Origin of the sequence: Erwinia mallotivora (assembly GCF_000590885.1) — a bacterium.
Classification (GTDB): Bacteria; Pseudomonadota; Gammaproteobacteria; order Enterobacterales; family Enterobacteriaceae; genus Erwinia; species Erwinia mallotivora.
Window position 1 is genome coordinate 52346 of the sequence record NZ_JFHN01000074.1, and the last position, 22767, is coordinate 75112.

Here is a 22767-nt window from a genome sequence, read left to right on the forward strand (position 1 = left end):
TGAGTCCGTCTCTTTTTTCCAGACCAGCCCTGGCTTTTAATAGTTATAGTTACGTCAAAAATACTATTTAAGGATGATTAAAATTATAGTAATGAAAAGATAAAAACAATAATTTGAAAATTAATTAAGCAAAATCCGAGTTTTGCACAAATGAAACTGTTAAATAACATGGTCATTCAAAAATAAATTAATCAAAAAATTAAAAAACTAAATCACACACCATTAACAGCATTAGGAGAAAGATTAATAATTATTTTTATCACTCTGAATAATATGACAATTAAAATTTTAAAATCAAAAAAAAAGGTTCAGTTCTTTACAAGAAGAATTCAGTTCGCTCTGTGTACAACTTAACGATTAAAATCACGTAAAAGTATCGACCGGGTTGCACAGTGAAGTTTAATTTCAAAAATAAGGTTAATAATTTTTCATAATCGAAAAATAAGCATGTGCCATAGCCGTACCCGATCTGATAATTTCCCATAAAATGTTTAAGTGCAGATTCAGGAAAAAATGAAATCACGCGCAGGTATTTATTAAAGGTGATAGTGCAAAAAGCATATTGCAGGATGATATCAAATAACGGATGTACGAGGTCAGAACGAATATTTCTGATATTCCGTACGATGTCCGGAGCCATCAGCATGCAGATGGCTCCGGATAGCAGCTTTAGTGACTCAGCGCTTTGCTGATTTTTTCGTAGAGATCGCCAGACAGATTGTCCAGTCCCTTTAACTGCTCCAGCGCCGCACGCATCAGTTTCTGGCGGTCGCTGTTGTAGCGTCTGAAACGAATAAGCGGCTCAATCAGCCGTGAAGCAACCTGAGGATTGCGCGTATTCAGATCGGTCAGAATCTCCACCAGGAAACGATAGCCGCTACCATCCGCAGCATGGAACGCGGAAGGGTTTAACGACGCAAATGCGCCGATAAGCGAACGAATACGGTTTGGATTACCCAGATTAAATGAGCGATGGTGAAGCAACGAACGAACACGTTCCAGTGCCTCCGCAGCAGGGCTGGTTGCCTGTAGGGTAAACCATTTATCCATCACCAGACCATCCTGATACCAGCGTTGGTCGAACGCCTCCAGCAGAGCCACCCGACAGGGCAATTGAGCTGCAACCGCCGCCGTCATTGCCGCCAGCGAATCGGTCATGTTATCCGCCTGTTGAAACTGGTCAGTGACCAGTTTTTCTGCCAGCGCGCCATCACCAAAGGCCAGGTAGCCGAGACAGACATTTTTCAGCGTCCTTTTACCAATGTCATCATGCTCAACCCGATAAGCAGAAGTGTGAATGGCGCGCCAGACGGCCAGCCACTCATCAGCGAGTTCAACGGCAAGCATACGCATCAACGCTTCGCGCACCTCTGCAATTGCCTGTGGATCAATGGTGTCAAAAAGTTCGGCAATTTCATTTTCTCCGGGCAGGGAGAGGATCTGTGCCATCAATGCCGGATCACCCTTTTCTTCCAGCAGTACCGCACGGAAGGCATCCACGACATGAAGTGGCACAGAAAGCGGTTGTCCCTGCTGGCTGCGGGCGACATTTAATTTAATGTGCGTGGCCAGCAGGCTTTGCGCGGCATCCCAACGGGAGAAATCATTACGAGCATGACGCATCAGGAACGTTAACTGTGCATCACTCCAGTTATAATTAAGTCTGACCGGAGCAGAGAACTCACGCAGTAGTGATGGCACCGGGTGGCAGGGAACGTTATCAAAGATGAAACTCTGGAATTCATCGGTCACATTCAGCACGTGGTGAACAGGATGTCCGTTGCGCTCAAGTGCGATGACCTCCCCTTCGTTGTCATACAGTTCAATATCCAGTGGAATATGAAGCGGCTGTTTATCTTTCTGGTCGGCCGTGGGTGGCGTGCTCTGAGTAACGTGCAGGCTGTACTGTTTCAGTTCAGGGTTGTAATCATCTCTGACCGTAATAACTGGCGTACCGGACTGGCTGTACCAGCGACGAAATTGTGTCAGATCGACATCTGAAGCATCTTCCATAGCCTGCACAAAATCGTCACAGGTCGCTGCGCTGCCATCGTGCCGCTCGAAGTACAGTTGCATTCCCTTCTGAAAACTTTCCTCCCCCAGCAGCGTATGCATCATGCGAATAACTTCCGACCCTTTTTCATACACCGTTAATGTGTAGAAGTTATTCATTTCAATAACCTGCTCAGGCCGGATAGGGTGAGCCATCGGGCTGGCGTCCTCAGCGAACTGTAAACCACGCATTTTACGCACGTTATCAATACGATTTACGGCTCTGGAACCCAAATCGGAGCTGAATTCCTGATCGCGGAACACCGTCAGTCCTTCTTTCAGACTGAGCTGAAACCAGTCGCGGCATGTAACACGATTACCTGTCCAGTTATGGAAGTATTCATGACCAATAACCGCCTCAATACCCAGATAATCTTTATCGGTGGCCGTTTCTGCTTTAGCCAGAACATATTTCGAATTAAAGATGTTCAGACCTTTATTTTCCATTGCGCCCATGTTGAAGAAATCGACGGCAACGATCATAAAGATGTCCAGGTCGTACTCCAGTCCGAAACGCTCCTCATCCCATTTCATACTGTTTTTTAGTGAGGTCATGGCCCAGTCGGCGCGGTCCAGATTGCCACGATCGACAAAAATCTCCAGCGCCACATCGCGCCCGGAGCGCGTTCTGAAACTGTCACGCAGTACATCAAAATCACCGGCCACCAGTGCAAATAAATAGCAGGGTTTGGGAAAGGGATCATGCCACTTCATCCAGTGGCGACCATCCTCCATTTGCCCACTATCAACACGGTTACCGTTCGACAGCAGGTAGGGATAAAGCGTCTGCTCAGCAATAATAGTCGTGGTAAAACGCGCCAGAATATCCGGACGATCCAGATACCAGGTAATATGTCGAAAACCTTCCGCCTCGCACTGTGTGCACAAGGCCTCACCCGATTTATACAGCCCCTCCAGCGCAGTATTTTTATCCGGATGAATGTCATTGACGATTTTTAAAGTAAATGTCTGCGGCAGCTCTCTGAGAATGAGCAACTGTCCATCCAACTGGTACTGCGACCAGGGCTTGCCATCAATCTCAAGAGAGATCAGAGTTAAATCTTCACCATCAAGATGCAGTTCGGCCCCTGCCGCCCCGAGACGACTGACCTGGCTGACAGCAGTAACTCTGGTCGTACTGGCATCGAGATTAAATGTCAGATCGATGTCGGTAATGGTGTAATCCGGAGCACGATAATCGTGGCGATTTTTAGCTTGCGGCAATGGTGTCATAAGTCACTCTTACGTCGATAATTAGTTAACCTTTTCCAGTCTATTCCTGTTGGCAGGATGTTGCCACGTAGAATGATTACCGGCGCACTTTAGCTGGAAATAAACATTTCATTAACAAGCGCACAGATTGTCCTCGACCCGGGCACCGGAATTATGCTGTGATCGGGTTCAATAAATGACTATTCAAGTTATACTCCTGCAACTTTTCCATTTTTTAATCCAGGGATAACGCTCTTCGCCAGAGGATGCTGAAACGCACCATGACACGACATGCCTCCCCGATACTGACCACTTTGCTGGATACGGATGCCTATAAGCTGCATATGCAACAGGCCGTGTTTCATCGTTATCAGACCGTTTCTGTCGTCGCGGAATTTCGTTGCAGAGGTGACGAGCAGCTGGGCATTTATGCTGATGATATTCTCCAGCAAATCAAACATATGCCATCACTGGCGCTGACCAGTGAAGAGGCCAGCTATCTCTCTGGCTTGCCCTTCTTCAGCAAGGATTATCTCACCTGGCTCAGCCAGTTCCGCTATGACCCGAACCAGGTTTGTGTCCGCAATGTGCAGGGCCGGCTGGATATTCGCATCTCCGGCCCCTGGCTGGATGTCATCATGTGGGAAGTGCCACTTCTCGCACTTATCAGCGAAGTGGTACATCGTCATCGCACCCCTTTGATTCAGCCAGAACAGGCCGTTGAGCATTTACAGGATAAGCTAACAGCATTCCGCAATATGACGGCAGAACTGGATATGTCGCGCTTCAGGTTGATGGACTTTGGCACCCGCCGCCGTTTCTCCCGCGACGTGCAGACAGCGATTGTCAGCACACTCCAACAGGAATTTCCGTGGCTGATCGGCTCCAGTAATTATGATATCGCCCGTCGGTTGAATATCGCTCCGGTAGGTACACAGGCACACGAATGGTTTCAGGCTCACCAGCAGATCAGTCCGGTACTGGCAAACAGCCAGCGGGCAGCACTGCAAGCCTGGCTGGATGAATACCCTGCCAGTCTGGGTATCGCCCTCACCGATTGCATTACCATGGATGCCTTTCTGCGTGATTTCGGTCAGCATTTTGCCCATCGCTATCAGGGATTGCGTCATGACTCTGGCGATCCGGTTGAGTGGGGTGAAAAAGCCATCGCCCACTATCAAAAGCTGGATATCGATCCACGCAGCAAGACGCTGGTTTTTTCCGATAATCTGGATCTGGATAAAGCGCTGGCGTTATATCGTCACTTCGGTCAGCGCGCCGACGTCATTTTTGGCATCGGAACACGGCTGACCTGCGATATTCCTCATGTCAGGCCGCTGAATATTGTGATCAAGCTGGTGGAATGTAACGGGAAACCTGTGGCAAAACTCTCCGACAGTCCGGGCAAAACCATTTGTCAGGACAAAGCTTTTGTCCGGGCATTAAGAAAAGCGTTTTCACTCCCGCTGGTAAAAAAAGCCAGCTGATTCTCAAAAGAGGGCAAACGCCCTCTTTTCTTTTATCTTCTCGTGGCTTGCCTGAATAAATCTCCGGCCAGTGGACGAATTCTTCTTGTGTCTCGCCTGCTGGCAAGTAACATAGCAGCTGGCCCAGATGGGCTACACATTTTAATTTCTGATGAAAAGAGAGACTTTTATGAGCGTTGTGCCTGTAGCGGATGTACTGCATGGCCGGGTCGCGGTTGACAGCGAAGTCACCGTACGCGGCTGGGTACGTACACGAAGAGATTCAAAAGCCGGTATTTCCTTTATCGCCGTCTATGACGGTTCCTGCTTTAATCCCGTCCAGGCCGTCGTTAATAATTCACTGAATAATTATCAGAATGAAGTACTGCGCCTGACCACCGGTTGCTCGGTGATCGTCACCGGGAAAGTCGTGGAGTCACCGGGTGAAGGTCAGAGTTTTGAAATCCAGGCCAGTGCTGTTGAAGTCGTGGGTTGGGTGGACGATCCGGACACCTATCCGATGGCCGCCAAGCGTCACAGCATTGAGTATCTGCGGGAAGTGGCTCATCTGCGGCCGCGCACCAATCTGATTGGTGCAGTGGCGCGCGTCCGTCATACCCTGGCACAGGCGCTGCACCGCTTTTTTGATGAGCAGGGTTTCTTCTGGGTTTCCACCCCGCTGATTACCGCATCTGATACTGAAGGTGCTGGTGAAATGTTCCGTGTCTCCACGCTGGATTTGGCCAACCTGCCCCGTACACCGGAAGGCAAGGTGAATTTCGAAGAAGATTTCTTTGGTAAAGAAGCTTTCCTCACCGTTTCAGGACAGCTGAACGGCGAAACCTACGCCAGCGCTATTTCGAAAATTTATACTTTCGGCCCTACCTTCCGTGCTGAGAATTCCAATACCAGCCGCCACCTCGCCGAATTCTGGATGCTTGAACCGGAAATTGCTTTTGCCGATTTGGAAGACAATGCTGCACTGGCTGAGGCAATGCTGAAATATGTTTTCAAAGCGGTTCTTGCTGAACGAGCTGATGACATGGCGTTCTTTGCTGAGCGCGTAGACAAAGATGCGATTTCCCGCCTTGAACGTTTTGTAACGACAGATTTTGCCCAGGTGGATTACACCGATGCTGTCGATATTCTGATCAACTGCGGCGAGAAATTCGAAAATGCCGTTTCATGGGGTATCGATCTCTCTTCCGAGCACGAACGTTATCTGGCAGAGAAGCACTTCAAAGCACCGGTTGTGGTAAAAAATTATCCAAAAGATATCAAAGCGTTCTATATGCGCCTTAATGATGATGGAAAAACCGTCGCCGCAATGGATGTTCTGGCTCCAGGCATTGGGGAAATCATCGGTGGATCACAGCGCGAAGAGCGTCTCGACGTACTGGATATGCGCCTGAATGAGATGGGGCTGAATAAAGAAGATTACTGGTGGTATCGGGACTTACGTCGTTACGGAACCGTTCCTCATTCTGGTTTCGGCTTAGGTTTCGAAAGGTTAATTGCCTATGTCACTGGTGTACAAAATGTAAGAGATGTTATCGCCTTCCCTCGTACGCCGCGCAATGCCAGTTTCTGATAATCTGCATTATATATAAGAAATTCATATACATATTAAAGGTCAGCTTCGCTGGCCTTTTTTTATTTTTGTAAATTATGAGTTGGTTCACAAAGTTCCGTAAAAATTACACTTTGCAATACATTTTTTCATCCAGAAACCAGAATAGGGTATTGGTAGCATTTTCGGGCTAGATTAACCGCTCAGCGAATGGAAAGATGCGTGCAGACACAGAATGACACCAAACTCGCTTCAGAGTTCTGTAAAGAATTATTGACGGCAGTGGCAGGTGTCCGAATAACTCCAATGAGGGTAATAAAAAATGATGAAGCGCAACATTCTGGCACTGGTGATCCCTGCCCTGTTAGCAGCAGGCGCAGCAAATGCCGCCGAAGTTTACAATAAAAATGGCAACAAACTGGATCTCTATGGCAAGGCTGTAGGTCTGCACTATTTTTCAGACAATGATGGCAACAATGGCGATCAGTCTTATGTGCGTTTCGGTTTTAAAGGTGAAACCCAAATTAACGATCAGTTAACTGGTTATGGTCAGTGGGAATACAACTTTAATACCGCTAACTCTGAAGGCGGCGATGCTCAAAATGACAACAAAACCCGCCTGGGTTTTGCAGGTCTGAAATTTAAAGACTTTGGTTCAATTGATTACGGTCGTAACTACGGCGTAGCTTATGATGCCCTGTCATGGACAGATATGCTGCCAGAATTTGGTGGCGACTTCGGTCAGTCAGATACGCTGACCAGCCGCACCACCGGTGTTGCAACTTACCGTAACAGCAACTTCTTCGGCCTGGTTGATGGCTGGGACTTCGCTCTGCAATATCAGGGCAAAAATGACTCCAACTCTGCTAACGGTCGTTCTGATGCTCTGCGTCAGAATGGTGATGGCTACGGTGTTTCAACGACTTACACTTCACCTGTTGGTGTAGGTATCGTTGCTGCATACAGCACCTACGACCGTACTACCGGTCAGAACCAGCTGGCGCTGGGTAACGGTGACCGTGCTGAATTCTGGGGCACAGGCCTGAAATATGATGCCAACAGCGTTTACCTGGCAGCAACTTATGCAGAAGGCCGCAACGCAACCCGTATTGCTCAGACGACCGACATCAACGGTAACATCGTTTCTGGTTTTGCTAACAAAACTCAGGATATCGAATTTGTTGCCCAGTACCAGTTCGACTTCGGCCTGCGTCCTTCACTCGGCTACGTGCAGATTAAAGGCAAGGACATTGAGAACTATGGCGATGTTGACCTGAAGAAATATGCTGAAGTGGGCGCAACCTACTACTTCAACAAAAACATGTCCACCTACGTTGACTATCAGATCAACCTGCTTAATGACAACAATGCACTGGGTCTGAACACTGACGACACTGTTGCTGTAGGTCTGGTATACCAGTTCTAAGTTTTTCAGACGGGAGCACTCTCCTGAGCTGATTTCAAACGGGGCCTCTGGTCCCGTTTTTATTTTCTTTGATTTACTCCCCGCTTTTGCATCCCTTTATTTAGCGCAAACGGTTGGCAATTTGTGCGCCGTGGCGGTAACCTGAGTGCTCATTTCGCTTCAGTTTAAGTTAACGGACTTCGACTATGTTTGAACGCATTGCAGCTGCCCCCGCAGATCCTATTCTTGGTTTAGCCGATCTCTTCCGCGCCGATGACCGCCCAAATAAAATTAACCTTGGTATTGGCGTCTATAAAGATGAAACTGGCAAAACCCCGGTGCTGACCAGCGTGAAAAAAGCTGAACAGTATCTGCTGGAAAACGAGAACACAAAAAACTATCTGAGCATTGACGGTCTGGCCGATTTTGCCCGCTGCACGCAGGCCTTATTGTTTGGTGCAGAAAGCCCGCTTATTAAATCTGAACGCGCTCGCACGGCACAAACGCCAGGTGGTACAGGAGCTTTGCGCGTCGCCGCTGATTTTATTGCCACACAGACCAGTGCCAGACGCATCTGGGTCAGTAACCCCAGCTGGCCAAACCACAAAAATGTCTTCGAATCTGCCGGTCTGGAAGTTTGCGAATACCAGTATTACGATGCAGCCAGCCACTCGCTGGATTTCACTGGCATGTTGAATGCCCTCTCAGCCGCCGACGCCGGTGATATTGTGGTGTTTCATGGCTGCTGCCATAACCCCACCGGCATTGATCCTGATGCAGAGCAGTGGTCACAGCTGGCCGAGATGTCTTTGAACAAAGGCTGGTTGCCTTTATTTGATTTTGCTTACCAGGGCTTTGCCCGCGGTCTGGAAGAGGATGCAGAAGGCCTGCGCATTTTCGCTGCCAGCCATCAGGAGCTGCTTGTTGCCAGCTCTTACTCAAAAAATTTCGGTCTGTACAACGAGCGTGTCGGGGCATTCACGCTTGTCGCCAGCGAATCAAGCATTGCTGATACCGCCTTCAGTCAGGTAAAAGCGACTATTCGCGCCAACTACTCTAATCCTCCGGCTCATGGTGCAGCAGTGGTAGCGACCATTCTCAGCAATCCTGCTCTGCGTGCTATCTGGGAACAGGAACTCACTGACATGCGCCAGCGTATTCATCGTATGCGCCAGCTGTTTGTAAACACGCTCCAGGAGAAGGGCGCAAAAGGCGACTTCAGTTTTATTATTAATCAGAACGGCATGTTTTCATTCAGCGGATTAACCAAAGACCAGGTGGTGCGACTGCGGGAAGATTACGGTGTGTACGCGGTGAATTCAGGTCGTGTTAACGTAGCAGGTATGACGCCGGATAATATGGCCCCGCTTTGTGAGGCGATTGTCGCCGTTCTGTAATATCCTTTTCAGTCATCGCTGAAAGGAAGCGCCCGGTTGAATAAAGCCTGACGGTGTTCTTCAAACGTTACCCCTCTGATTAACAGAGTGGGTAACCAGCAATAAAAAAGCCTGCTGATTAGCAGGCTTTTTTATTGCCACCGCTTACTGCAAAAATGGATTAGAGATCCTTTCACGCCCGAGAGTGGAAACGGGACCATGCCCCGGCACAAAAGTAACATCATCACCTAGCGGCAATAATTTTTCTTTAATCGCAGCAATAAGATCGCTGTGGCTTCCCTGAAGAAAATCGGTTCGGCCCACACCGCCGTTGAAAATCACATCGCCAGAAATCAGCAGGCGATCAGCCCGATCAAAAAAAACTATGTGACCCGGGGTATGGCCAGGGCAGAGAAAAGTTTCCAGACAGGTATGGCCAATCTGCACAATATCCCCCTCTTCCAGCCAGCGATCGGGCTTAACCGGCGTGCACTGCGGTAAGCCAAACATCTGGCTTTGTACAGGCAAGGCGTCAAGCCAGAAAGCATCAGCACGATGTGGCCCCACCACCGGAACCTGATAAAACGTTGCCACATCAGTGGCAGCACCAACGTGGTCCAGATGGCCATGTGTCAGCAAAATCTGCACCACGGAAACCCCCTGTTTTGCAACCGCAGCCTGGATTTTGTCCATATCACCGCCAGGATCAACCACCGCAGCCTGTAAGGTTGTAGTGCACCAGATCAAAGAGCAGTTCTGCGAAAAAGCTGTAACAGGGATAATTTGATAGTCCATAATTTTCCATAGCGCCAGGCCGGGTTTTCCGTTACCAGTGCCGCACCGGCCCGGTATCAATATGTACAAAATTGCTGCTCGGGTAATACCCCACCCCTCCGGCCTTCATTGACAACGCCGCCTTGCGGACATTGCTCAGTGAGATCCCTTCAATGTGAAAATCCATTGCCTGACCCAGCGTATGATAGCTGTGTTTTGCCACGCCTCTGGTACGTTCACGCATTAGATTATTGGTTGCCACCGAACGATAGCCCGAAATCAGCTGAACCGGTTTACGGGTGTCAAGCAATGCCTGTAGACGATAAAGCTGATCGAAGAGATGAGGATCGATATTGCGGGTCTGATTTGCCCGATAATCACGAAAAAAATGGTTAAGCCGCGACAGCTCTTTTTTATCGTAACTTTTTCCGTTAAAAAATTCGGTCTTAAGGCTCTCACCCGTATTGAGGTTATTCAGCGTTAAAACACGGGGACGGGAGGTAGAAAGTGAAGCGAATGCCTGAGCTGGAAGCAACGTCAAACCTAACGCAGCACCGCCCAGAGCCAGTATTTTACGGCGTTGAGGGTTGAAATTATCCATCAGTCAGTATTGCCCGGTATTAATGTTCAGAAAGGATGAAAAACAGTCACAATTCCGAACCATAACCGGGGGAAATTGCTGAGTCAACCTCTGACGCCTGAAGGGTGCGACAATTTACACAATCAGTGTCGCACCCGGTCGTCAGATCGCCAGTGCCGGAGAAAATTAAACCCTGAGTAATCAGGGTCACAGCATTAATTGCCCCGCTGCCGCCAGCACCTGCACACCCGAACGTGCCGTCATATCATAATTGTAAATATCTGTACGATATTGCGGCTTACCGTCATCAGCAACCCAGGCAGTAAGATAATAGAGATTAACCGGAATACGGTGCCTGATCGGAATATAACGGGTATTGCCCTCTTTCAACGTGCTGGAAATGCGGGTGTCGTTCCAACCTGCATCCTGCAACAGCAGATTAGCCAGATCGGAAGCCTTATTCACTCTGACGCAACCCGAACTCAGCGCACGTATGTCTTTTTGAAACAGATTATGGTTCGGGGTGTCGTGCAGATAAATGGCATCCGAACTGGGCATATTGAATTTATACCGGCCCAGCGAGTTCGTTGCGCCAGGAGCCTGACGAACACGATAAGGAAAAGACGCCGCAGACACCATTTGCCAGTCTATCATCGTGGGATCGATCACCTCTGCGTCACTGCTCCAGCCAGACAGCAGAGTGTAGTTGTGCTTGTAGAGGTAGGCAGGGTCCTGTTTCACTTTTGGAATAATATCCTGGCGAACCAGCGTGGTTGGCACATTCCATGGTGGATTCAGCACCACGTTATTAAGCGCACTACGCATCAACGGTGTTTTACGATCCGGTCGGCCAACAATTACTCGCGAAGCGAGGATTTGATTGCCATTGAGGTAGTAAATCAACGAATAGTTCGGAATGTTAACCATAATGCCGTTGTGCATGTCGTCCGGCAGTAAACGCAGACGCTGAATATTCAGCGCTAACAAGGAGGCGCGGACCTGCGGCGAAGCATTCAGCCATTCGCGGGTGCGAGCGCCAATCGCCGCATCTGCTTCCAGTCCCTGCCAGCGCTGAAAGCGTTTTACTGCGTCAACCAGATCGCTGGAATAGATATGGGTGGGGTCGGCAGGCACAGAAGTACCCTCTACCAGGCCAGCAGGTTGTGGTGTGTTGGCACTGTCATTTTCAGCAACCGCCGCCGCAGACGGACTGACCACCGCGTCTTCATCAACTACAGCAGCCGGCACGCTGGTAGTGGGTACAGCATCATCAATGGGACGTGGCGCATCGCTGCCTGGGGTCATCATCCCGGTACGCTGGAGGATCTCCCTCAATGCGGGAACATCATCACTCAACTGGCCCGGACGCAGCGTTTTGCCTGCTTTCAGTTGCGGCCAGGGACGATTATCAGCCAGCAGGGCTTTTAAAGCCTGATGCATCAACGCATATTGCGGATGTTGTGGTGCCAGTGAATTAATAAAAGCACCACTGCTACCCTGTTCAACGGCACGCTGCCATTGATTAACTACCGCCACTGAGGGCAGCTCCAGTTTGTAGGGCACATTGCTGTACAGCCAGGTTTCACCTTTCGCCGGGACTGAAGAAACAAATTGCAGATAGCCGAGCATCGCATCGGAAAGCACCACATCACGGGCCAGACCGGTAACCGCAGGATCGGTCAGCATTTTTATCCATTGTCTGAATTGCGGCTGTACACCGGACATCGCCACTTCGGCCAGTTGCTGCTGAAACTGCTGCACAGCCTGACGATCCTGCCACATGGGTTGCATATCATGCGAAGCATACAGCGATGCCAGTCCATTAAGAAAAAAAGGCCGGTAGCCGTTATGAAAAGCAGAAAGCAGCTGGTTTTGCGCCTGCGAAACCGTATACGTCGGGTTAGCGGGGGCAGATACCGGAGGAATACCGGCAACTGCGGGTAATATCTGTCCTGGGATCAGCGCCAGGCAACTGCCTGTCAGTATTAATCTTACAAGTCGTGATTTTGTCAGCAACATCCCTTGCCTCCTGTGAAATGTCTTAAGAGACGATAACCATCTGGTCATTAGCCATAGTTATAAGTATAGAAAAAAGAAAACGGCATTTGTTATAAAAAGCGCAAATGCCGTTGCTAAGATTAATGCGCTGACATCTTTTTTACTATATCTGCCAGCGTATTATTTCAATCATAACATTCAACCCGCAACACTCTGGCCGTCTGCTATGTCATCAGAACTGATGGTTGAAGGTTCAGCCGCAAAACCACGCAGGCCAACAACATGCACATGCTCGGTATTATTAATGACCTTACGTACCAGCTTATAGGTAGTACCTTTTTCCGGACTGATATTTTCTGGCGCAGCAATAATCAGCTGCATCTCCAGCCTGTCGCAAAGCTCAAACAACGTGGCGATAGATTTCGCATCCAGACGGGCAGCTTCATCAAGAAACAACAAACGACAGGGAGAAATATCCTTGCCCCGCAGACGGCGTGACTCTTCTTCCCAGCTTTGCACCACCATCACCAGAATCGACATTCCGGTACCTATCGCTTCACCGGTCGACAGCGCGCCGCTCTCCGCCCGCAGCCAGCCATCAGAACCACGGTTGACCTCTACTTCCATATCGAGATAGTTGCGATAATCCAGCAGTTCCTCACCGATGGTTTGCGGCATCCGCTGGCCCATATCGATCTGCGGATTAAGGCGCTGATAGAGTTTCGCCAGCGCTTCCGAGAAGGTCAGCCGGTTACTGTTGAACAGATCCTGATGCTGCTCATGCTGTTCAGATAAGACATCCAGCAGCATGGCATGAGATTCGCGCACGTTAACATTGAGACGCACACTGTGCACCTGACCAAAGCTGACGCTTTGCAGACCCTGATTCAACTGCCGGATACGATTCTGCTCACGCTGGATAGTTTTGCGAATAATATTTGAAACGCTGCGTGAACTGATAGCGAGCATCTGTTCGCGGGCGGTCAGCTCCTCGGTGAGACGCCCCAGTTCAATTTCCATCTGCTCAATGGCTTCGACCGGATCGTCAGTGCGAATAATATCCTGGCGGATACGCTCACGCAGGTGCTGATAAACCGCAATAAAGAACTGGATCTTGCGTTCCGGGCGCTTTGGATCTTCTGACAGGCGCAGCACATCACGCAGATGCTCGTTATCCGCCACCGCCAGACGCAATGCGCCAAGCGCTTTATCCGACATCGAACGCAGTTCGTCGCCCCCCAGATAGGCGAGTTCACGACGATGCAATCGCCGCTCGACGCCATTATCTTTCACCATCCGTAATACAGCGACCCAGCCCGCTTTAGCACTGACTACCTGCTCACGGTTCTGATGATAATCCCGCTCCACACGTTTCAGTTTTTTCTGCAACGCATCCATTTCAGCTTCACAGAAGGTCAGCTGTTTCTCCAGCTGATTACGGCGGGCGCGGTTGTTACTCAATGCGCTGTACAGCTCGTCGCGACGCAGACGGGCGCGTTCTTCCGCACTGGCATCGGCCTGTACGCCAATGTCCTGCATCTCCTGCTGTAACTCTTTCAGCATGTCCTGCTTCGCATCGAAAGAGCTTTTCAGCGATGCCAGCACCTGTGAATACTGCGTTAGCTGTGCCTGATGAGTTCGCAGCTGTTCCCGCGCCCGGGCGCGCTCAGACTCCACCTGCTCAAGACGGTGGCGCAGTTTCTCATTCAGATCGCTGTTGCCATCCAGCATGCCGGCTGAATCGACGTAACTGAAATGCGCACGACGCTGCACCACTTCGGTGACGGCAAAAGCCTGCTGACGTGCATCACGCTGAATAAGCTGTGCCTGCTGATAATCCTGTTTCAACTGGTCGTGCTGCTCCGGATCGTTCTGCAAAACCGCGACTATCGGTTCCAGCTTCGCCAGATGCTGACCATGCTGTTGCAGAAAACGTGCGGCTTCCTGCGCTTCATCCAACCGCTCCAGGATCTCTTCGTAGCGATCCTGTAACGTTTCATCCAGCAACAGACTGACGCGCGGCATCAGCCGGTTAAGTTGTGCGACACCCTCTTTTGCCTGGTCAAATTGCTGACGCTGCTGCTGATTTTCACTTTCGTGCGCGCTGAGCGCCCGCTCCAGCTCTCCACGACGGCTGTTAAGGATGCGAATTTGTGCTTCCGGATCCGGCTCAAAAGCCACAGCCAGATGGCTGCCAATAAAGCGGCTGAACGACTGATGAAGGCGCTGCGTTTTCTGTACGTCGAATGACAGCGTGGCAAAACGTTCTGCCAGGGTTTCCCGTTCAGCATGCAGCCGTTCAAGCTGGTTTTCACGGGCGGCGCGACCAAACAGCGGTACTTTGGGAAAACGGGAATAGCGCCACTGGCGATCGCCTGCTTTTACCACCACCGCTTTTTGCAGTTCTTCAACGCTAAACACACTGTCATCGAATGACTGAGGATCGCCCTCAATCAGATAGAGATCTTCCGGACAGTCTTCCAGACCGTCCAGCAGGTCACGCACCAACGACAAATCCGGCACCACAATAGCATAGCGGGCTGGGCCATAGAGGGCTGAGAAATAGGGCGCATCGTCAATGGTGACATCATCATAGATTTCAGACAGCAGCACGCCGCCAAAACGCTCAGCCAGATTATTCAGTCGGCCATCTTCCGCCCCGCCGGGCTGGCTGAGGCGTTCAATCTGTTTTTCAACGTCCCGCTTACGGCTGGAGACTTCATCGCGCTCGACGGTAGTTTCACGCTCGCGCTCCAACAGTTGCTGCATAAATTCGGTAACCTGCTGGCTGCTTTCCAGCGACTGCCCGGTTTGCTCACTGAGCTGGGTAAGAATATCCTGCGCGGCCAGCCATTGTGGTGCCAGCCTGGTCAGACGGGCAATCTGCTCGCGAACCTGATCCAGCTCCTGACGCAGGTTCATGCGTTTCTCACCGGCTTCAGAGACACTCTCAGAGAGCAGTTCGATTTGCGCTTCCAGTTCGTGTTGCAGCGCTTCCAGTTCCTGAGGATGGTACTGCTGACCATGACGTTTACTGAACTCATTCAGCAGACGTTCAGCGTCCTGTTGCTCACGCAGACGCTGTTCCAGCTCGGACAATCGTGCCCGCAACGATTGCAATTGCTCCGCATGGTAGCGTTGATTACTGGCATCACGCAGCAGGTCACGGCCTGTCTGCCAGGCGTCGCTACGGCTGACCGGCCCGGCTATGCGGGTAACCAGATCGAAAGCCTGAGCGAACTGACCGTGTGCGGCATCCGCCACGCTCATTTTCTGCTCCAGCATCAGCAGTTTGTCCGTTGCCTCCTGCTCTTTCGCGCGGAAAGTTTCCTGCCAGCTTTCCGCATTATCCACGTTCAAATCGGGGATCTGACATACCTGTTGCGCGCGCTGTAAGGCAGCAAGCGCCTGCTGATACTGGATAGCACGGGTTTGCTGCACGTCCAGCGCCTGCTGGTAATCTGCCAGCTGGCTTTTTAATTCATCAACTTCCAGTTCGGCTGCTTCAGCACGGGCCTCGTTCTCCTCCTGCACTTCCCGCGCTTCGGCCACCACCTCATTCTGCTCTTCCAGTCGATAAGTCAGCTCATCGATGTCGCCTTCATAACGTTCGATTTTTTCCTGCTGCCGCATCGCTGTCTGCACCAGATTCAGGTGGTCACTGGCGCTTTGATAATCCGTTTCCAGATCGCTTTCGGCACCGTTATGTTCACCCAGCTCACGCGCCATTTCCACATGTCGGTACTGCTCGGTAGCCAGCTGACGTCGGCTGCCAAACAGCTCGCCCCGCTGTTGCAACGCGCCATCAAGATGAATGCGTCGCTCATTGGCATGGCGCATGTAGTCAGCGGCAACGTAGCTGGTGGCTTCAGAAATTAAATGTTTAAACAGATCGCGGTCGGACTGGGTGACGCGAATAGCTTCCAGCGTCATGCGGTTTTCACGCAGCGCGGCTTCCATATCCTGAAAGGCTTTGCGCACGCCGCTATTTTCCGGCAGCAGATAATCACGCAGCGAACGGGTAATGGCGCTGGAAATACCACCATACAGTGAGGCCTCGATCAGCCGGTAATATTTGCTACGGTCAGCCGCAGAACGCAGCCGACGGGCCACGATGCCCAGATCAAACATCAGCGAATGGTAATCGGTGATCGAGTTAAACTGTCTGAACTGCACGCTTTCCATCGCTTCAAACTTTTCTTTCAGTTCACTGAGCGGCAGCACGCGAGCCTGGCGGGCGTTGACGGTTTCAGTCAGCACTTCTGTCGGATTGAGCGAAGTGGGCAGACCATGAATACTAAAGGGTTTGATATCGACTTTGCGATCGCGGCCCGCAACCTGTTGCAGACGCACGCCAACGATAACGCGCTGGTGCACAGAGTTGATGACATCCAGCGCCGCATAGCAGACGCCGGGACGCAATTTACCGTGCAGGCCCTTGTCACGCGAGCCCGATGTGGCACCGGCTTCCGTTGTGTTACGAAAATGCAGCAATGTGAGGTCGGGAATTAATGCCGTGATAAACGCCGCCATGGTGGTGGACTTACCGGCTCCATTCCCCCCTGACAGCGTGGTGACCAGCTCATCAAGGTCAAAGGTGCGGGCAAAGAAGCCGTTCCAGTTAATCAGCGTCAGAGAGCGAAATTTACCACGTTCAATCATTGTCATTCTCCGCGTTGTCGGACGTTGCACCGTCCTCATCGCTTTCATCATTCAGGGCCAGACCACCGTCTATCGGCATGGCTTCGCCATCTCTGATCATTCTCAACTGGGCTTCGCGGGCATCATCACCGCTGCGCACATCCGCACCAAAGCGGAACACCGACTCCGTAATGCGAAATTTGCTGCTGTCATTACCCATAAACCACACCATCCCCAGACGACGCAGGCGATTTAATGACGCGCGCATTTTCTCCTGCAATTTCTGGCGATCGAGATCCGAACCGGTAGAGCGCTGATTAACCAGCTTCAGCAGCTTACTTTCATCCGCCAGCGACAACAGTTCGTCATAGAGCTCCTGCTGAGTGAAAATCCCCTCATTGGCCAGCCTTTCCGGACTGAGATAGAGATAGCAGAGGATTTTTCCAACCATCATATCCAGTTCAGAGAGGACTGAACGTGGGATCAGCGTGGTGGATCGGGGGCGCAGGTAGAAGAATCCCTCTGGCGCACGGATCAGTTCAACGTTGTAGCGCGCGTAGAACTCTTCCAGATACTCCTGGTAATCCATCAGAAAAGCGTGATTATCCAGCTCTTCAATACCAATATGACGGCCAGCGCGTAGCTGGCTGTCCAGCGCAGGAAAAAGCGAATTTGCCAACGCCTGGGCCAGTTTAACCGGCATCACTTGTTCAATATTTATCGATGACATGCGCCTGTACCTTGGCTCCGTAATCATTAATGGTCTGCCACTCTGCGGGCAGGCCGGAGAAATCAGCTTCAGCCACACCTAAACGTACAGCCTGGTCGACCACAATTCTTGCCACATCAAAATGACGGGCGCGGGGATACTGCGTCAGGTATTCGCGCATCACCACCCCCAGATTGAGTGGCTTCTGCTGCGCTTTATAAAATGCCAGCGCTTCTTCAATCATCGCTGCCAGCTGTTCACGAATTTCATTGAATTCTTCGTATTCAAGCTCGGAGGGAAGCTCTCCGGTCACTTCTTCGTTACGCAACGTCAGTTCTTCATCGCGCACATCGAACAGGCGGTCAGCATTGGCAAACGTTAACGCCCAGGGCGCATCGAAATAGCTTTGTACCGACTGACGCAGACGCTGAGCAAACACGCGGTTTTTATCCATATCAATGGCGGTACGGATAAACTTATGTACGTGGCGGTCATAGCCAATCCACAGATCAATCGCCTGCTGGCCCCAGCTGATAATACGGTCAAGTTTGTTTTGCAGGTCAAAGACCAGTTTGTCGATAAATCCGAGGTCCGGGCTGCTCAGGGTGGCATCCTGGATACGCAGCAGATTAGCCTGTAATTTATCTCCCGCCGCTTCCAGCGTGTCCTGTAATTCGCGCAGCGTGCCCGATGTTTCACTCAGCAACAGTTCACAACTGGAGATGGCCGCCCGCCAGTCTTTGTTCAGCAGTTGAGCAATATCGTCTTTCACCGACTGCTGCTGCTCATCCATGATGCGCTGGGAAATATCGATACTGTCGAAGATTTCAGCCACGGAATATTTGAGCGGCGCAAAGACGTTACGGTGCCAGTGAAACTCATCGCCATCCTCATCTGCCGCATCGGCAGCACGCTTGAGTTCACCCGCGACTATGGACAGCTGCATAGAGAGCCGCAGCGTGGAAAATTCACGCTGACGGATGTAGTAGTCAGTGATACCAATCGCCAGCGGCGTCAGGCGATAGATGGCGTTGCCTTCTGCCTGCTCACTGGTAAATCGGTTGAGCAACCGCTGCCGCACCATATCGTTGATAGCATTATTGGCCCGCACGGCAATGGTTTCACTGGTTTGTTCAAAGCCTTCACTGACATGACGAAACGCGTCGGTCAGTTCACCTTCGCTCATTTCACCATCCATGCGCTCCCCGTTGAGGGTGGCTATTGCCAGTAAAAACGCCAGACGTTCGGTGGGCAAAGTGACGGAAAAATCATTTTTTCGCGCCCAGGCAACCAGTTCCGGTACCGTCTGGGAAAATTCGCTCATGGTTGTTCCTGTAATAATGGTTTCCGTGCTGTAACGTGGATATAACGGCCCAGGCTCAGGAATGGCTCCTGACGGCAAAAGCGCTTTTCCAGCGCCAGAATTTCGTCAAAACGTTCGGTCTGCTTGTGCCTGTCGCGCATGTAGTCGTGGAAAACGCGAATACCGGTTTTGCTTTCAAGGTGGAATCCCGCCTCTTCCAGCCAGTGATAAACCTGCTGCGGGTCGCGCGGATAGTCTGGCGATAAGGTTTTTCGCTTTCTTTTACGCAAACCGGCCTGCATATAGCCAAAATTGCCCAATACCAGCGTCTGCATCATCAACCCGTTGATGTTGTAAAACATCAACGATAAGACACCTCCGGGAGCCAGCGTGTCATGTAAGGCTGCCAGCACCGCTTCAGGTTCAGCCACCCATTCAAGCACAGCGTGAAACAATACCAGATCGGCGGGTTTATCCAAATGTTGACCAACCTGTTGAGCGCTAATTTGTTTAAATTGCATGTTATCGCTCACACCTTTCTCTGCGGCATGAACCCGGGCACGCTGCAACATCTCTTCAGATAAATCGCAGAGCAGAACCTGATGCCCTCTGGCCGCAAGCTGACAACTGTTTTGTCCTTCGCCGCCACCGGCATCCAGCACCTGTAAAGGCCGGTCAGGCAAGGTGGTGAGGATCTCTTCCAGCGCCTGCCAGACGATAGCCTGGCGGATACGGCCTTTGGTGGTACCGTAGATGTTTTGCGAAAATTTCTCCGCGATATCATCAAAGTTGCGATCCTGCATGGTCAGGCTCCGGCTGTGCGATGGATGAATCTGCGGCCTATTCTGGCATACACTGGCAGATAATGAACCTTTCAGTCACTGCTTCGCTTTCGGGTGGTGTTTTTTCGGACAAAAGGAGTCTGTTTTCATGCTTTTTGCACTTAAAAAAGTGATCGGCAGCCTGCTGTTACCCCTGCCGCTGCTGCTGCTGATCATGGCAGCTGGCCTTTTATTGCTCTGGTCTGGTCGCTGGCAGAAAACAGGCAAAATTATCCTCTGCTGCGCATGGCTGCTGCTGGTGCTGCTCAGCCTGCAACCGGTTGCCGACAGCCTGCTGAGGCCGACAGAAACCCGCTATGCCACCTGGCATCAGCAGCAGAAAGTGGATTATGTGGTAGTGCTGGGCGGCGGTTATACCTGGGATGCAAACTGGGCTCCCAGCTCGAATATGCTGAATAACAGCCTGCCGCGCCTGACAGAAGGCATCCGGTTATGGCGCGACAATCCTGGTGCGAAGATGATCTTTACCGGGGCGAAAGCACAAAATAATCCGCTCAGTTCAGCAGAAGTCACCTCACGCGTGGCACAGTCTCTGGGGGTGCCTGCGGGCGCAATCATTACGCTGGACAGGCCCCGGGATACCCGCCAGGAAGCAGAGGAAGTGGCAAAGGTGGTGGGCGAAAAACCTTTCCTGCTGGTAACCTCAGCCTCACATCTGCCGAGAGCGATGGTCTTTTTCCACCAGCAGGGGCTGAATCCTCTTCCTGCACCCGCTAACCAGTTGGCCGTCGCTTCTCCACTAAATGTGTGGGAAAAAGCCATTCCCTCTTCTTTGTGGCTGAGTCACAGCGAGCGGGCGTTGTATGAAATGCTTGGCCGTAGCTGGCAAAAAATCTCATCTCAAGGGTCAGCTAAGCCAGGGCAGGAGTGAATGGGCAGCGCGGTCAAAACGAGGCCGGTTAAAGCGACCGGTTTGAATTAATTGCTCCATCTCATGCCACAGCGTGTAAAACCAGCGACGGGCGATAAAACCGTCATTGACCGGTGCCTGCCGGAGATAGTGGAATAACACCGTTTCCGACAGCCCTTCTTCCCCCAGACGGAAGAGTTCATATTCCCGCGGTGCCCAAAGCAGGGTTCCGGGGTTGATAAATGTCAGAAGCTCATCGCTGCCAGCGTCTTTCAGCATATTACTCAGTGAAAGATTTCCGTGGATCAGCACGCAGCGATCGTCGAAATCCTCAAACAACGAGGCCAGATTTTGTCGACTGCGAAACAGCATCCGCCATTCTTCCATGGTCAACCCCTGCGGACGCATAAAGCTCAGCGTCGCCCACAGCGTTTCTACCCGCTGAGCATACCAGGCAGGCCAGCGGTTTTCCTGGGTGCTGTCAACGTTCCCCGCCAGACCGTGACTGTCGGTACGGTGCCAGGCCAGCAGAGCGTCGACAATCTGTTGCTGTAACTGTAGCCAGCGTGCTGGCGTGCGGGTGGGCGCTTCTACCGGCACCCCTGGCATACGCTGAATTAACAATATTTCATGCTGAGGCTGCTGCTGGCTGACGACCAGGCCAAACACCGTTGGGATACGGACCGTGCTGCCACGCGCCAGCATCGACAATTTATAAGCTTCCTGGGTCGCTATCCCTTTAATGTTAAAGTATTTTGCTACCAGAGGCAGTGGATGCCCCTGACCATCGTAAAGCGACCAGAGACTCCAGGGGGATTGTTCACTGATGCATTCAAGACGGCTTAGCGTCTCGCCCAATACCAGCGACAGTTCTGAACGAAGTTGTTTCATCTGCGACTCCTGACCACCCCGACTACGGGTTGCATTGTTATTCCTGGAGCAAAAAGTGCAGAGCAAAACAGGGCCTTTCCGGCCCCAAACGGCTACAGCATGGCAGCACGGACCCTGATCAGGTCTTCTGGCGTATCGACACCAACACCAGGAATGGTTTTGGCGACGTCCACATGTATTTTCTCGCCGTACCACAGCACACGCAGCTGCTCCAGCAACTCTGTCTGTTCCAGCGGGCTGGGCTGCCAGGTGACATAACGGCGAATAAAACCGGCACGATAAGCATAGATGCCAATGTGGCGCAGAAAATGATCGCCAATTGCATCGCGCGAGACGGCGAAGCGCTCACGGTCCCAGGGGATGGTTGCCCGGGAGAAATAAAGCGCATAGCCCTGTGCATCCCGGACGACTTTCACCGCATTAGGGTTGAATGCCTCTTCTGCCGAAGAAATCGGCACGGCCAGCGTCGCCATACCTGCGGTGCTGTTTGCCAGATTGTCAGCGACCTGCCTGATGATAACCGGAGGGATCATCGGTTCGTCACCCTGTACGTTGACGATTACCCTATCATCAGCAAACTGATAGTGCCCAATCACTTCAGCCAGGCGTTCAGTGCCGGACTGATGATCGGCACGGGTCATACACACTTCGCCTCCGGCATTTTCCACCGCGCGCGCCACGTCCTGGTTGTCCGTAGCAACAATCACCCGCTCAGCACCCGATTCACGCGCACGTTCCATCACATGCACTACCATCGGCTTGCCATGAATATCAACCAGGGGTTTTCCAGGAAGTCGCGTGGATGCAAAACGAGCAGGAATGATGGCAACAAAACTCATGGATGAATCTCTTCAATACGGAGTGAGCGGGCTTCAGTTTCAAGCAGCACGGGAATGCCTTCACGTACCGGGTAAGCCAGCGCGTCTGACTTACAGATAAGCTCCTGCTGATCTTTAATGTAGTTCAGTTTGCCGTGACAAACCGGGCAGGCAACGATTTCAAGTAAGCGGTGATCCATAGTGTCTCCCTTGTGGAACCGATCCGACAGGCCAGCAGAATAACATAGCTCGGCAGTGGGGAGTTACTCTGCACCATCAA

General features: G+C 51.4%; 16 protein-coding genes. 5 read left to right on the plus strand and 11 right to left on the minus strand.

The features are described from left to right. Window positions 1-669 precede the first annotated feature (669 nt). Complete coding sequence (pepN, locus tag BG55_RS19550; protein ID WP_034941122.1) at window positions 670-3285, minus strand: aminopeptidase N; 2616 nt, start codon at window positions 3283-3285, stop codon at window positions 670-672. A 245-nt stretch (window positions 3286-3530) separates the two neighbouring features. Here pepN and pncB point away from each other — a divergent pair, with 245 nt between their 5' ends. From pncB to BG55_RS19570, 4 genes are all read left to right on the plus strand, one after another. Then, window positions 3531-4751: a nicotinate phosphoribosyltransferase gene (gene pncB, locus BG55_RS19555; protein ID WP_071995065.1), complete on the plus strand. Its 1221-nt coding sequence runs from the start codon at window positions 3531-3533 to the stop codon at window positions 4749-4751. 169 nt (window positions 4752-4920) lie between these two features. Further along, window positions 4921-6321, plus strand: coding sequence for an asparagine--tRNA ligase (gene asnS / locus BG55_RS19560; protein WP_034941124.1), 1401 nt, complete (start codon window positions 4921-4923; stop codon window positions 6319-6321). 301 nt (window positions 6322-6622) lie between these two features. After that, complete coding sequence (gene ompC, locus BG55_RS19565; RefSeq protein WP_034941126.1) at window positions 6623-7726, plus strand: porin OmpC; 1104 nt, start codon at window positions 6623-6625, stop codon at window positions 7724-7726. Window positions 7727-7911: 185 nt separating this feature from the next. Next, the gene (locus BG55_RS19570) at window positions 7912-9102 is read left to right on the plus strand and encodes an amino acid aminotransferase (protein WP_034941129.1); all 1191 of its coding nucleotides are present in this window, start codon (window positions 7912-7914) and stop codon (window positions 9100-9102) included. 144 nt (window positions 9103-9246) lie between these two features. Here BG55_RS19570 and BG55_RS19575 read toward each other — a convergent pair whose 3' ends face one another. The 7 genes from BG55_RS19575 to cmoM form a co-directional block, all read right to left on the minus strand. Beyond that, window positions 9247-9876 carry an MBL fold metallo-hydrolase gene (locus BG55_RS19575; RefSeq protein WP_034941131.1) on the minus strand — a complete coding sequence of 210 codons (630 nt, stop codon included), beginning with the start codon at window positions 9874-9876 and terminating at the stop codon, window positions 9247-9249. A gap of 31 nt (window positions 9877-9907) precedes the next feature. After that, a complete protein-coding gene (gene mepK / locus BG55_RS19580; RefSeq protein WP_034941133.1) occupies window positions 9908-10456 on the minus strand; it encodes a peptidoglycan L,D-endopeptidase MepK in 549 nt (182 codons plus the stop codon). Window positions 10457-10642: 186 nt separating this feature from the next. Beyond that, the gene (gene ldtD, locus BG55_RS19585; protein WP_034941136.1) at window positions 10643-12454 is read right to left on the minus strand and encodes a L,D-transpeptidase; all 1812 of its coding nucleotides are present in this window, start codon (window positions 12452-12454) and stop codon (window positions 10643-10645) included. 177 nt (window positions 12455-12631) lie between these two features. After that, window positions 12632-17095, minus strand: a complete 4464-nt coding sequence (mukB, locus tag BG55_RS19590) for a chromosome partition protein MukB (RefSeq protein ID WP_034941138.1) — start codon at window positions 17093-17095, stop codon at window positions 12632-12634. After that, window positions 17088-17804 carry a chromosome partition protein MukE gene (gene mukE / locus BG55_RS19595; RefSeq protein ID WP_034941140.1) on the minus strand — a complete coding sequence of 239 codons (717 nt, stop codon included), beginning with the start codon at window positions 17802-17804 and terminating at the stop codon, window positions 17088-17090. Before mukE ends, mukB begins: the two co-directional genes overlap by 8 nt. Next, window positions 17785-19107 (minus strand): chromosome partition protein MukF, encoded by a 1323-nt coding sequence (mukF, locus tag BG55_RS19600; RefSeq protein ID WP_034941142.1) that lies wholly within the window; start codon window positions 19105-19107, stop codon window positions 17785-17787. The genes mukE and mukF overlap by 20 nt, the downstream gene beginning before the upstream one ends. Next, the gene (gene cmoM, locus BG55_RS19605; RefSeq protein ID WP_034941145.1) at window positions 19104-19889 is read right to left on the minus strand and encodes a tRNA uridine 5-oxyacetic acid(34) methyltransferase CmoM; all 786 of its coding nucleotides are present in this window, start codon (window positions 19887-19889) and stop codon (window positions 19104-19106) included. The genes mukF and cmoM overlap by 4 nt, the downstream gene beginning before the upstream one ends. Window positions 19890-20016: 127 nt before the next feature. Between cmoM and elyC the strand changes: the two genes are divergently transcribed. Next, window positions 20017-20799 (plus strand): envelope biogenesis factor ElyC, encoded by a 783-nt coding sequence (gene elyC, locus BG55_RS19610; protein ID WP_034941148.1) that lies wholly within the window; start codon window positions 20017-20019, stop codon window positions 20797-20799. Here elyC and BG55_RS19615 read toward each other — a convergent pair. The 3 genes from BG55_RS19615 to BG55_RS19625 form a co-directional block, all read right to left on the minus strand. Further along, window positions 20776-21669 carry a YcbJ family phosphotransferase gene (locus tag BG55_RS19615; protein ID WP_034941150.1) on the minus strand — a complete coding sequence of 298 codons (894 nt, stop codon included), beginning with the start codon at window positions 21667-21669 and terminating at the stop codon, window positions 20776-20778. The two genes, elyC and BG55_RS19615, sit on opposite strands and share 24 nt — an antisense overlap. Window positions 21670-21761: 92 nt before the next feature. Continuing rightward, window positions 21762-22508, minus strand: a complete 747-nt coding sequence (kdsB, locus tag BG55_RS19620) for a 3-deoxy-manno-octulosonate cytidylyltransferase (RefSeq protein WP_034941152.1) — start codon at window positions 22506-22508, stop codon at window positions 21762-21764. Beyond that, window positions 22505-22687, minus strand: coding sequence for a Trm112 family protein (locus BG55_RS19625; protein WP_034941154.1), 183 nt, complete (start codon window positions 22685-22687; stop codon window positions 22505-22507). Before BG55_RS19625 ends, kdsB begins: the two co-directional genes overlap by 4 nt. Between the last annotated feature and the right edge of the window lie 80 nt (window positions 22688-22767).